The organism is Lactobacillus sp. YT155, from assembly GCF_030504545.1.
Classification (GTDB): Bacteria; Bacillota; Bacilli; order Lactobacillales; family Lactobacillaceae; genus BQUT01.
Genome location: NZ_JAUKWP010000002.1, coordinates 145,576 through 158,626, shown reverse-complemented (window position 1 = coordinate 158,626; position 13,051 = coordinate 145,576). Strand labels below are relative to the sequence as shown.

Below are 13,051 nucleotides of genomic sequence, written 5' to 3'. Positions count from 1 at the left end.
TAATGGATAATCATTTAAAAATTTATTCGAAGAAAACAAAAAATGGTCTAAATGTTCAAGTCATTCCAATGCCTAAATATAATCAAGTTTATGGGATTGCAATGACTGATTTTGGCTCGGTTGATTTAACTAATCCCAACACGAAAGAAAAATTACCAGCTGGAATTGCTCATTTTATTGAACATAAGTTATTCGCCAAGAAAGACTATGATTCATCAGAAAAATTTGCACTTTATGGAGCTAATGCTAACGCTTATACCAGCTACACCAAAACAGCCTACTTATTTCAAACACTTGAAAATACTCAAGCAAATTTAGCAACTTTGTTAGATTTAATTCAAAATCCTTATTTTACTGAGGAAAATGTTGAAAAAGAACGTGGCATTATCAAGCAAGAAGTTTCGATGTATTTAGATATGCCGGAGTGGAAAATTGAACAAGAAATCTTAGCTAAACTCTATCCTAATGATCCCATTAGTTATGATATTGCTGGGACTAATCAATCACTCGATGAAATTACCAAGGATAATCTACTAGAGACTTACCAGACATTTTATAATCAAAAGAATATGAATCTAGTCTTAGTTGGCAATCTTGATCCAGATGAAATTTTCAACTATGTTGATCAAAACGACTTATTGATAACGGATGGTCCAGTGATAAAGGCTACTCTTCCAGAGAAACAAGCAGTACTTCCTGGAGAAAGCCAAGTTCTGGATATTAATCAAAGCAAGTCAACACTTGGCATTCGAATTGATGACAAATTATTTGAGAACAATCCGATTAAGATTCAATATATGTTGAATATGATTTTTGAAATATTAATTGGTGAGAGTTCAAAACTATATGAAGAACTAATTAATCAACGAATAGTTAATGATAATTTTGGCTACAATGTTATTGTTGAACGTGGATATTGTTTTGTCTTAGTAGGTGGAGATTCTAATAATCCCGAACTATTAAGAGAAAAACTGTTCCAACAATTCACTAGTGAGAAATTCATGCGAATGGCGTTGGATACAGTAGTGGAAAGATTCAAACGAGAAATTATTGGGAGTTTAATTTTTTCACAAAATTCTCCTGAGGCCATTGCTAATCAGCAGGCAGAATTGTATTTTTATGATATAGATATTAACCAGCTCTTGAATATTATTCAAAGCATTGATAAAGAAGAATTAGTTAAACTTGCTCAAAACGTTTTAGTGTCTGAAAATATGTCATATATTGATTTAATAGGTAGAGAAAATGGATAAGAAATATGCCTTAATTATTGGTGCTTCGGGTGACATTGGTGTAAGTGTGGCACAAAAATTAGCTCAATCAGGGTGGTCATTGTATCTACATTATAATTCTGGTGCAGAAGTTATTGATAAGATGACTCAAGAATTAAGTGCGAAATATCCAGATCAAGAATTTTTCAAAATCAAAGCTGATTTAATTGCTGATGATATTGCGGTAATTACGGACAGTATTTTTTCTTTAAATGCTTTGATTTTTGCTCAAGGAATTACCGAATACGGACTTTTTTCGACGTTGTCTGATGAAAGAATGCAGGAGCTTATGATGGTGAACTATGAAAAGCCACTGTTATTGGTGAAAAAACTACAGGACAAAATTGCTCAATCTGGCTTTGGAAGAATCGTGTTTTTAGGGTCAGTTTATGGTAAAGTAGGGTCCTCAATGGAAGTAATGTATAGCTCGTTAAAAGGAGCTATTTCTAGCTTTGCCAACGCTTATGCTAAGGAAGTAGCTAGTCTAGACATTACTGTAAATGTAATTGCTCCTGGAGCAGTACAAACAAAAATGACAAGTTTCTTAAAAGATGATGAGAAAAACGAATTAACTGATGAAATACCGTTAAACAAAATGGCTCAACCTCAAGATATTAGTTTTTGGGTGGATACCTTATTAAATAAGCAATCAAGGTATCTAACTGGAGAAACAATTTATGTTGATGGTGGCTGGCTAGTTTAATGTTGTGAGTTAAAAAAATGATATGATATACTAAGTTCAAATTAAGCAGGTGAGAAAAATGGACGAAATAGGTCAAAGATTAAGAGCAGCTAGAATAGAAAAAGGCTTAACAATTGATGACATCCAACAAACAACTAAAATCCAAAAAAGATATTTAATTGCGATTGAAGAAGGACAATTCGATCAACTCCCTGGGGAGTTTTATGTTCGTGCGTTCATGAAACAATATGCTCAAGCAGTCGGATTGGATAGTCGTGCTTTGCTTGGGGATACTGTGATTGAGAAACCTCAAACTCAACCTGAACCAACTGAGCAACCTAATAATAATGATCGTGCTGTCTCAGACAGTGTTAATCGTGAGTTAAATAAGGAAAGTAAGCAAAAACAAAAATCGAGAAATTCTGATCGAACAATTGAAACAATCAAGAATTACTTACCACAAGTGATTGTAATTGTTCTAGTAGTTATTATTGTCGGAACGATTTTTACAATTGCTAATCAAAACAAAGCCAATAATCAAACAGTAATTCCTGATGATAGCAAAGTCGTGAAGGAAAAACCTGCTAAGAAAAAGACTACGCCTAAAAAAGATACTGAGAAGAAGGAAACCGAAGCTAAGTTTTCACTTGCTGAAGATGAAAATACTCCGGGAACCTTTACAATCAAGAATCTACCTGCAACTGGCAACAAATTAGTTGTGTCGGCTAGTGGGGCTAATTCTTGGGTAGAAGTAACAATTGATGATAAAAGTACTTGGGCAGGCTCAATTCCTGCTGATCAACAACAAGATATTGAAATACCTGAAGGAGCCAAGAAAATACAAGTTCACTCAGGAAATTCTAAAGTGCTCAGCATGAAAGTTAATGATACCGAGGCAAAAGTCAGTGATTTAACAACTGGCGGTTCTGTCCGGACATTTATTTTCAATATTCAATAAGAACACCGATCGGTGTTTTTTTAATATCAAAGGTGGATAAAATCATGGAAATGAACTTACCAAATAAATTAACAATTTTTCGAATTATTTTAATTCCTGTCTTTATTTTATTATTGGCAATCAATACCGATTTAGGAGAATTAGTTGTCTTCAATCAAATGATTCCAATGACACAAGTATGGGCAACGTTTGTTTTTATTATTGCCTCACTAACTGATTTACTTGATGGTAAGATTGCTAGAAAGAATCATCTAGTAACAAACTTTGGAAAATTTGCTGATCCATTAGCTGACAAAATGTTAGTAATGACAGCTTTTGTATTCTTAGTAGCTCTAGATAAAGCTCCAGCTTGGATTGTAGCAATTATCTTAATTCGTGAATTAGCAATTACTGGACTTAGAACTCTTTTAGTTGAGAACGGTCAAAAAGTGTTAGCCGCTCAAATGCCAGGAAAGATCAAAACTACCACACAAATGTTAGCAATTATCTTGTTGCTATTAAACAATGTTTTCTTTGAAACAATTGGTTTTCCACTAGCTACAATTATTTTGTATATTGCATTGTTCTTTACAATTTATTCAGGTGTCGATTACTTCATTCAAAATCGCTCTGTTTTTATTGATAAAAAATGACAACTTGCGTAATTAAATATGGTGATAAAAATGACTTTTAATATAAATTTAGACAATATTGAAGCAGTGCCAACAATTGACGATCAAATTTATAAGGAGGTTATTTTTTTTACCGTGAATAAACTCATTGAATCAAAACAAACAATCACGGCTGCGGAATCGTTAACGGCCGGAAAATTCTTGTCGGCTATTGCGGATGTTTCTGGAGCTTCAGCAATACTAGAAGGTGGCTTTGTTACTTATGCTAATTCTGCTAAAGAAAAATTACTTGGAATTGATGAAAAGGTTGTCGAAGAATTTGGTGTAGTTAGTAAACAAGTTGCTGAACAAATGGCATCTAAAAGTCGGACGAAGATGGGGAACGATATTGGTGTTGGTTTAACAGGAGTTGCTGGACCAGATAAACTCGAAAATCATTCAGCAGGGACAGTATTTATAGGTATTTCGACAGCAACCAATACTCAATCTTATAAGTTTTTATTAAGTGGAGACCGCGAGTTAGTCCGCAAAAAAGCCGTTATAGCAGCTATGTTATTGGTTCAAAAAGAGGCACTTCAAAATTAAGAACATTTGTTCGTATTTTCTCTTGCATATTTTAAAATGTAAGATAAAATAATATGTGTTAGATAGTAAAAGGAGGACCACATATTGGTTCAAGACGAAAGAAAAGCTGCCTTAGATGCAGCACTTAAAAGAATTGAAAAGAATTTTGGTAAAGGCGCTATTATGAGAATGGGAGACAATGTTAGTACACAAATACAAACAATTTCTTCTGGTTCATTAGCAATTGACAATGCTTTGGGTGTTGGTGGATTTCCTCGTGGAAGAATCGTTGAAATCTATGGTCCTGAAAGTTCTGGTAAAACAACAGTTGCTCTTCAAGCCGTTGCTCAAGTCCAAAAAGATGGTGGAACAGCCGCTTATATTGATGCTGAAAATGCGATGGATCCTGCATATGCTACCGCATTAGGTGTTAATATTGATGACCTTCTTTTATCTCAACCTGATACTGGTGAACAGGGATTAGAAATTGCCGACGCGCTAGTTTCAAGTGGTGCTGTTGATATCGTGGTAGTGGATTCTGTTGCTGCCTTAGTACCAAGAGCTGAAATTGAAGGTGAAATGGGTGATGCACACGTTGGTTTGCAAGCCCGTTTAATGTCACAAGCTCTAAGAAAACTTTCTGGTTCAATCAACAAAACCAAGACAATTGCCTTGTTCATTAATCAAATTCGTGAAAAAGTCGGAATTATGTTTGGTAATCCAGAAACAACTCCTGGTGGACGGGCATTGAAATTCTATTCAACCGTTCGTTTAGAAGTTAGAAGAGCTGAACAGATCAAAGAAGGTACAGACGTTATTGGTAACCGTGTTAAGGTAAAAGTGGTTAAGAATAAAGTTGCCCCACCATTCAAAGTGGCTTTGATTGATATTATGTATGGTAAAGGTATTTCACAATCTGGGGAATTAATTGATATGGCCGCCGAAAAAGATATTGTCGACAAGGCCGGTGCTTGGTATTCATACAATGATGAGCGAATTGGTCAAGGTCGTGAAAACGCTAAAACATATATTGAAGAACGTCCGGAATTATTCAAAGAAATTTACGACAAAGTTCGTGATGCTTATGAGATGGACAAAAAAGCGGAACCTGCTGATGAAGCAGATGAGACAGAAGCTGAAGAAACTTCAACAGAAGAATAATTTTTTAAAGAGAAAGGGCAACCTTTCTCTTTTTGTGTGGTCGAATATTATTGACTATTGTTTTCTTTAATAATATTATTAACACTGTACGTATAATCTTTAAAAAACAAAATATTAAAAATTTTACTACAAAAAATTAAATGTACGGAGGAACGGAAATGTTATCAAATCCCGTAAACCTCGTAATCGTGCTAATATTTTTGCTAGTTGGTTGTGTAATTGGATACGTAATTTGTAAAAAAAGTTACGATAAGAAACTATCGAATGCTCGTACTTCTGCTGAACAAATAATTAAAGACGCACAAAAAGAAGCTTCAACAACGAAAAAAGAAGTTTTATTAGAAGCTAAAGAAGAAGCTCACAAATATCGTGAGCAACAAGAATCGGATCTCAAAGAGAGAAGAAAAGACGTTCAAAAACAAGAAGAACGTTTGCTTCAACGTGAAGAAGTTCTCGACAGAAAAGATTCAACTTTAGATAAGCGCGAAAACAGTTTAGAGCAGAGAGAAAACGATGTAACGATCCAACAAAAAACAATTGAACAACAAAAAGAAGATTTATCCTCAACTATTACTAAACAACAAGAAGAACTTTATAGAATTGGTGAGCTGACCAAACAAGAAGCTCAAGATGAAATTCTTAATGGACTTAATGAAGAACTAACGCATGAGAAGGCTGAATATATCAAAGAAAGCCAACAAGCCGCACAACAGGATGCCAATAAGGTTGCTAAGAACTTAGTAGTCGAAGCAATTCAAAGAAGTGCTGCTGATATTGTTACTGAGACGACTGTGACGACTGTAACGCTTCCTAACGATGACATGAAGGGAAGAATTATTGGAAAAGAAGGTCGAAATATTCGCTCCTTTGAAAGTTTAACTGGAATTGATTTAATTATTGATGATACCCCTGAAGTCGTTGTACTTAGTGGGTATGATCCAATTAGACGTGAAATTGCTAGAATTGCTTTAGACCGATTAATTCAAGATGGAAGAATTCATCCAACAAGAATTGAAGAAATGGTCGACAAGGCTCGTCAAGAAATGGATGAAAGAATCCGTGAATTAGGTGAGCAAGCAATTTATAGTTTAGGAATTCATAATATGCATCCTGATCTAATTAAGATTATTGGGCGTATGAATTTCAGAACTAGTTATGGTCAAAACGTTTTGAACCATTCCATTGAAGTTGCAAAACTTTCAGGTCTTATGGCCGCAGAATTAAACGAGGATGAAACATTAGCTAAGAGAGCCGGGTTATTACATGATATTGGGAAAGCCATTGACCGTGAGGTTGAAGGTTCACATGTGGAAATTGGTGTCGAGTTGACTACCAAATACAAAGAATCCCAAGTTGTTATTAATACAATTGCTTCTCATCATGGCGACACTGAACCAACATCGATTATTGCTACCTTGGTAGCTGCAGCGGATGCAATTTCTGCAGCACGACCAGGAGCTAGATCAGAATCGATGGAAAATTATATTCATCGACTTGAAAAGCTTGAAGAAATTGCTAACAATCACGAAGGTGTTGATCATACTTATGCAATTCAAGCTGGTCGAGAAGTTAGAATTATGGTTAAACCAGAAGCATTATCTGATGATGAAGCAGCAATATTATCTCGCGATATTAAGAATCAAATTGAAAATGAATTAGAATATCCAGGACATATTAAGGTAACAGTTATTCGAGAAACTCGAAAAATTGAATACGCAAAATAAAAAAGCCGCAAGGCTTTTTTATTTTAAGTAAGCTTAAGTATTATTGTAAATATATTCGTTATTTGTATAATAAAAATAACGAATCGAAATGAAAGTTGGGAAAAGCATGTTTAGTATTATTGTTAAGCTGTTTGTGACGATGATTATCGCAGCAGTTTTGACACCTTTTGTAAGAAAATTAGCTTTTGTATTGGGCGCAGTAGATAATCCCAACGCTAGAAGAGTTAATAAAGTTCCTATGCCAACAATGGGTGGCTTGGCAATTTTTCTAGCTCTAACTTTCTCGACTTTTGTTTTACTTAGAGCACAAATTCCTACCCATGAATTATTCAGTGTTTTCTTAGCCCAATGTGTGGTAATTCTAACCGGAATGATTGATGATATTCGTGAATTAAAACCTCGACAAAAAATGTTGGGAATTTTCGTAGCTGCTTTAATTATTTACTTTTTGGCCGGCGTGCGAATGGACTTTCTCGAGTTACCATTTTTCGGGCATATTGAATTTGGTTGGCTAAGTTTCCCAATTACTATTATTTGGATTTTGGCAATTACCAATGCGGTTAACTTAATCGACGGTCTGGATGGATTGGCTACGGGAGTTTCGATCATTAGTTTGTTCACCATGGGAATCGTGGGTTACTTCTTCTTAAACGTTGGAAACGCCTATGTTTCTATTTGGATTTTTGCTTTAGCTGCTTCATTATTAGGCTTCTTGCCACATAACTTTCATCCAGCTAAGATTTTCCTAGGAGATACTGGAGCGCTATTTATTGGATTTATGTTGGCATTCTTCTCTTTGAAGGGTCTAAAGAATGTAACGTTCATCAGTGTACTTATTCCTGTAATTATCATGGGTGTTCCAATTACCGATACAATCTATGCAATGTTACGTCGAATTTTGAATAAAAAACCAATTTCTCAAGCTGATAAGCATCACTTGCACCATCGCTTGATGCAATTAGGATTATCACATCGTCAAACAGTTTTGGTGATTTATGGAATAACTTTAGTGTTCTCATTCATCGCTTTACTATATCCACTATCTTCTCTCTGGGGTAGTGTTATCCTGACGATTTGTGTACTGATTGGCCTGGAAATGTTTGTTGAGTCAATCGGATTAATTGGTGATAATCGCCAACCATTATTAAATTCTTTGAAAAATTTAATTGGTAAATTAGAAAAAAATGACAATGAAAATAATGATGAAAAAGACTGACAATTGTCAGTCTTTTTTGATTGGAACTTCAGCTGTTTTAATTTTGCCAGAATTGAATTGTAGATGATTATTGAATTTATCTTGCAGGTGTTGCTCAACAACCTTGACTTCATCAATTGGCACTAAAATTGTCATTTGAATTTGATCAGAGTAATTAATGTCACTGATTTCGTAGTTTAGATCATATTTTAGATTATCTAGTAAATTATAGGGAAGAGTAATGTGCAGCTCTTGAATCAAAATAACTCGGACGATTTGATTTTCTTTGAGTGCTTCGACGACGCTATTAGTATATGCCCGAATCAATCCGCCAGTACCCAGTTTAATCCCGCCAAAATATCGAGTAACGACAGCTAAAGTATTAGTCAGTTGGTTTTCGGATAAAACGTTTAACATTGGTGCCCCTGCGGTCCCACTAGGCTCACCATTATCGCTAGAATGTCGGATGTCACTTCGTTCACCAAGGATATAAGCACTACAACTATGATTAGCTTTATAGTGTTCTTTTTTTATCAACTCTAATTGTTCACTGGCTTCAGCTTCAGAATTAATCTTTATCAAATTGGTGATGAACTTCGATTTTTTGATTTCTAAATTCGAAATAGAGTTTTCTTTGATGGTTAAATATTCAGTCACTTAATTAACCTCTTGCGTAATTTAGTCTATGACTGATTTTAACATATCTAATCTAGCTAACAGAGTGATGGTTCTAAATGCTAATACCGAAAAGTATCTTGTGAGAAATTGTGAATATCAGATTGTGCCAGCAATTGAAAAGCACCAGTGTAATCGCTGCTTAGGAAAGGAATTTAGTGAAGTAAAAGGAAAAATATATTGTCGCAGTTGTCTAAACTTTGGAAGAATCGATGAGGAAGATAAATTAATTAAATTCACTGGGGAGGTTAACTTTTCAAAGCAAAGTAACTATTTAAATTGGCAAGGACAGCTAAGTACCTTGCAACAGAAAGTCTCCAATGAATTATCGAATAGCATTTTTGAATATCAGAAGCATTTATTATGGGCAGTAACGGGTGCCGGAAAAACCGAAATTTTATTCCAAACAATCAATAAGTTATTAAAATCTGGACAGAGAATTATTATTGTTTCGCCGAGAATCGATGTTTGTGAGGAGCTCTATCCGCGTTTCAAGGAAGCATTTACTCTTGATATCAGTTTAATGCACGGACAAAAAGAGGACCGACTTATTGCCACTCAACTAACCATAGCGACGGTACACCAACTGCTAAAGTTTGAAAAAGCCTTTGACGTCATTATCGTTGATGAGGTTGATTCATATCCACTATTTGGCAACGCTTGGCTGGAAAAAATAATTAACAAGGCTCTTAAACCACAAGGTAGAATGATTTATCTTTCGGCAACACCACCAAAACAGTTTTTGAGAAAAGTTGAAAAGATTTATTATTTACCACTAAGATTTCACGGGCAGCCATTGCCAGTTCCGAAAAGTAAAATGTGTTTCAATCAGGCTACAATTTTTAAACAGATGAAATTACTACAAAAGAAGCAGCAAAGATTCTTATTGTTCTTTCCTAGTATTATTGCCATGAAAGAATTTGCCGCCAAAATCAATTGGAAGTTGAATTTCGAATGTGTCAGTTCCGAAGATCGGCAACGCTTAGAAATTGTTGAGAGATTTCGCGCTGAGAAGATATTTGCACTATTAACGACAACTATTTTAGAACGAGGAGTGACCTTTAATAATGTAGATGTGCTAGTTTATAATGCCGACCACAAAAACTTTTCGAAAGAAGTGCTAATTCAAATTGCCGGGAGAGCAGGTCGACAAAAGGAGCATTTTGATAACCAAGTTATTTTTTATTATCGCAATTACAATTGTCAAATTCGTCACGCAATTCAAGAGATAAAGTCATTAAATAAATTGGGAGAAAAGTTATCATGAAATGTCTTCTCTGTCACCAAGCAATAACTGATAATCCATCATTATTTGAATTGTTTATTAACTTAAAACCCATGAGTGAATCAGTATGTGAATTTTGTTTTTCAAAATTTGAACCGATTGGAAAAAAGAGTTGTCGATATTGTGGTAAGACAACTGATAAGAATGTTTGCGAAGATTGCCAATGTTGGAAGAAGCATTTTCATATGTTTGTGAAGCATACGGCATTATACCAATACAATCAGGCAATGCATGATTACTTTCGCAGCTATAAAAGAAAAGGTGACTATCAACTAGCAGAAGTATTTGCGACCCAAATTAGATATACAAAATATTTTAAAAAATATGATTTGATTACTTATATTCCATCTACTGCAGAGCATTTGAGAACGCGTAAATTCAATCCTGTTCAAGTGTTATTTTCACAGCTGCCACTTCAAAGTGTTTTGGAAGTCATTCATGACACTGGCCCGCAAGCTCAGAAGAATCGTCTACAAAGATTGCAAACACCTCAAAAGTTTGCGGTGACAAAAAACTTAAATAATTATCAAAAAATTTTGATTGTCAATGATATTTATACAACTGGGAGAACGCTAAATTTAGCAAGGTCCGCCATCTTGAAACAGAACAAGAATTGTCAGATTGAAACATTTTCTTTGGCAAGATAGAGGGATATTAATTGTGTAAAAACGTTTGCAATTATATAATTAAATAAAGGTTAATACCTTTTAAAATTCCTTTGTGGAAGGAGAGATTTTTATGTTAAGAATTAATGTTCGTGGTGAAAATATTGAAGTAACAGAGGCTATCAGAAGTTACGTGATTAAGAAGTTGGATAGGATGAATAAGTATTTTGATGCTAGTTCAGAACCTACAGCTCATGTTAACTTGAAAGTATATCCTAACTCTAAAACAAAGGTTGAAGTAACGATTCCATTGCCTTACTTAGTTCTAAGGGCTGAAGAGTTGAACGATGATCTATATGCGGGGATTGACTTAGTTGTTGATAAACTTGAGAGACAAGTTAGAAAATATAAAACTAAAATTAATCGTAAATCTCGTGAAAAAGGACTAAAAGATTTTGAAGTCTTGGATGCTGAAGTAGAAGACGAAGCGGAAGAAAAAGATACAGAATTAAAAGTTGTAAGAACCAAACATGTCGCATTGAAACCAATGGATGTGGAAGAAGCAATTTTGCAAATGAATATGTTGGAACATGATTTCTTTATTTTTGAAGATTCAGAGACCAACGGCATCAGCATTGTTTATAAACGAAACGATGGCAAATTTGCTCTAATTGAAACAGCTGAATAATTAAAAAGACCTTCTGATTAGAAGGTCTTTTTTTGTGCTCGAGAGAGGTGCCAAAAAGTTTTGAAAACGGTATACATTATAATTATTATAATGTATACTTATGTAAGTTAATAAAATTATTATTATTTTATTTAACAAAAAATAATGTATTTTTATCGTTTTATTATTGGAGGAGAATGAATGAAAAAGATAAAAATTATTGTTATGGCAGCTCTGATTATTCCTTTCTTGGTATTAAGCAATACCGCTAATATCCACGAAAGTACAGTCAATGCGAGCAAAGTAACTACAAATATTACAGCACCAACTGCAATTAAAGATATTTTTCCTGATCCAAATTTAGCAAATGCAATCAAAAAAAAATTTGGGCAAGGCTTCAATAGAGGCTACAGTTACCCAAGCTGAATTAGATAGTATCACTAACTTGATAGCTAGTTCTGCTGAAATTTCTGATTTGCAAGGGTTAGAGCATTTGAATAATGTTGAATCCTTATCATTGGGAGGAAATGATTTCACAGATTTAACTCCAGTTTCTAATTTGAAGAAACTTACTTATTTACAAGTGGAGCAAAATTATAATTTGACATCATTAGCACCAATTTCTCAATTAACTAACTTACAGACTTTACGTGCAAGTTATACAAGTGTTTCAGATTTGACTCCTTTGGCAAATCTAACGGCACTAACTGATCTTGTCTTGTTTGATACTCAAGTTACTGATGTAACTCCATTGAAGAATTTGGTTAATTTGGAAACTTTACATGTAGTTAATGGTGAAGGTGGTCCGAAAGATATCTCAGCTTTAAAAGACCTTCCAAAACTATCTTTCTTAAACTTAAGATATTCACGTGTGTTAGATTTATCAGTTTTTGCTGATGGATTTAATGCTTTGGCTACATTACAATTACACGATATTTGGGATGAAGTTGGAGAGTTAAGAGTCGATGCTAATAACAAACCAATTCAATCAGTTACAAATGCTGTAATTGGATATGGCGGAGAACCTTTGACTCCTATAGATATTACCGACGAAGGAACATATGATGCAGCAACTAATTCTATTTCTTGGCCAACATTAACTGACGAAGATGAAGTGGTTGAATATTCAGTTCGGACTACTTTTGAGAAAAATGGAAAAGTATTTCCGTTCACAGCAACTGTATCAGTGCCAGTAGTAAGACCTACTGCAATTACATTTGTTACTAATGGTGGCGAAACACTACCAGATATGCAAGTATACGCTGGTGATACATTTGGAACCTTACCAACTCCTAAAAAAGCTGGTAATGAATTTGTTGGGTGGTTCTACGATGAAGCTCTAACAAAACCTGCTTCAGCTACCGACGTTGTTCCTGATAGTCCTGAAACATTATCAGGTAAGATGACAACTTATAGTACTGCAGGTAACATTACACTTTACGCTAAATGGAAAACAGCTGCTGTTGCTAAACCAACTGATCCAAAAGTTAAAGAAGTTGTGAAAACAGCTACTGCTAAGAAACTTCCTCAAACTGGTGCTGAAAATACAAGTTCTGTTGTGTTAACAGCTCTAGGATTAGGGGCATTAATTACTGGTGCTTACGTTCTAAATCGCAAAAGAATTTAATTAATATGAAATAAGAAATAGGAGTA

At 34.5% G+C, this 13,051-nt stretch carries 14 protein-coding genes; 13 read left to right on the top strand and 1 reads right to left on the bottom strand.

The annotated features are described in order from the left end of the window. Positions 1–2: 2 nt before the first annotated feature. From Q2T76_RS03620 to Q2T76_RS03585, 8 genes are all read left to right on the top strand, one after another. Complete coding sequence (locus tag Q2T76_RS03620) at positions 3–1,253, top strand: pitrilysin family protein (RefSeq protein ID WP_302084155.1); 1,251 nt, start codon at positions 3–5, stop codon at positions 1,251–1,253. Continuing rightward, positions 1,246–1,974 carry an SDR family oxidoreductase gene (locus Q2T76_RS03615; protein ID WP_302084154.1) on the top strand — a complete coding sequence of 243 codons (729 nt, stop codon included), beginning with the start codon at positions 1,246–1,248 and terminating at the stop codon, positions 1,972–1,974. The genes Q2T76_RS03620 and Q2T76_RS03615 overlap by 8 nt, the downstream gene beginning before the upstream one ends. Positions 1,975–2,032: 58 nt before the next feature. Then, complete coding sequence (locus Q2T76_RS03610) at positions 2,033–2,911, top strand: RodZ family helix-turn-helix domain-containing protein (protein WP_302084153.1); 879 nt, start codon at positions 2,033–2,035, stop codon at positions 2,909–2,911. 50 nt (positions 2,912–2,961) lie between these two features. Continuing rightward, positions 2,962–3,543, top strand: a complete 582-nt coding sequence (pgsA, locus tag Q2T76_RS03605; protein WP_302084257.1) for a CDP-diacylglycerol--glycerol-3-phosphate 3-phosphatidyltransferase — start codon at positions 2,962–2,964, stop codon at positions 3,541–3,543. A gap of 30 nt (positions 3,544–3,573) precedes the next feature. Then, positions 3,574–4,107: a CinA family protein gene (locus tag Q2T76_RS03600; protein WP_302084152.1), complete on the top strand. Its 534-nt coding sequence runs from the start codon at positions 3,574–3,576 to the stop codon at positions 4,105–4,107. An 84-nt stretch (positions 4,108–4,191) separates the two neighbouring features. Then, on the top strand, positions 4,192–5,247 hold the full coding sequence (gene recA, locus Q2T76_RS03595; RefSeq protein ID WP_302084151.1) for a recombinase RecA: 1,056 nt from the start codon (positions 4,192–4,194) through the stop codon (positions 5,245–5,247). A gap of 158 nt (positions 5,248–5,405) precedes the next feature. Then, positions 5,406–6,971, top strand: coding sequence for a ribonuclease Y (rny, locus tag Q2T76_RS03590; protein ID WP_302084150.1), 1,566 nt, complete (start codon positions 5,406–5,408; stop codon positions 6,969–6,971). Between the two features lie 106 nt (positions 6,972–7,077). Then, the gene (locus Q2T76_RS03585) at positions 7,078–8,187 is read left to right on the top strand and encodes a glycosyltransferase family 4 protein (protein WP_302084149.1); all 1,110 of its coding nucleotides are present in this window, start codon (positions 7,078–7,080) and stop codon (positions 8,185–8,187) included. Between the two features lie 6 nt (positions 8,188–8,193). Here Q2T76_RS03585 and Q2T76_RS03580 read toward each other — a convergent pair whose 3' ends face one another. Then, a complete protein-coding gene (locus Q2T76_RS03580) occupies positions 8,194–8,823 on the bottom strand; it encodes a YigZ family protein (RefSeq protein ID WP_302084148.1) in 630 nt (209 codons plus the stop codon). 28 nt (positions 8,824–8,851) lie between these two features. On the opposite strand from Q2T76_RS03580, the gene Q2T76_RS03575 reads away from it, so the two are divergent. The 5 genes from Q2T76_RS03575 (at position 8,852) to Q2T76_RS03555 (ending at position 13,025) form a co-directional block, all read left to right on the top strand. Further along, positions 8,852–10,108: a helicase-related protein gene (locus Q2T76_RS03575; RefSeq protein ID WP_302084147.1), complete on the top strand. Its 1,257-nt coding sequence runs from the start codon at positions 8,852–8,854 to the stop codon at positions 10,106–10,108. Then, a complete protein-coding gene (locus tag Q2T76_RS03570; RefSeq protein ID WP_302084146.1) occupies positions 10,105–10,773 on the top strand; it encodes a ComF family protein in 669 nt (222 codons plus the stop codon). Before Q2T76_RS03575 ends, Q2T76_RS03570 begins: the two co-directional genes overlap by 4 nt. Positions 10,774–10,864: 91 nt before the next feature. Next, complete coding sequence (raiA, locus tag Q2T76_RS03565) at positions 10,865–11,419, top strand: ribosome-associated translation inhibitor RaiA (RefSeq protein ID WP_302084145.1); 555 nt, start codon at positions 10,865–10,867, stop codon at positions 11,417–11,419. A gap of 180 nt (positions 11,420–11,599) precedes the next feature. After that, a complete protein-coding gene (locus Q2T76_RS03560) occupies positions 11,600–11,824 on the top strand; it encodes an internalin N-terminal domain-containing protein (RefSeq protein WP_302084144.1) in 225 nt (74 codons plus the stop codon). Next, the gene (locus Q2T76_RS03555; protein WP_302084143.1) at positions 11,766–13,025 is read left to right on the top strand and encodes a leucine-rich repeat domain-containing protein; all 1,260 of its coding nucleotides are present in this window, start codon (positions 11,766–11,768) and stop codon (positions 13,023–13,025) included. The genes Q2T76_RS03560 and Q2T76_RS03555 overlap by 59 nt, the downstream gene beginning before the upstream one ends. Positions 13,026–13,051 lie beyond the last annotated feature (26 nt).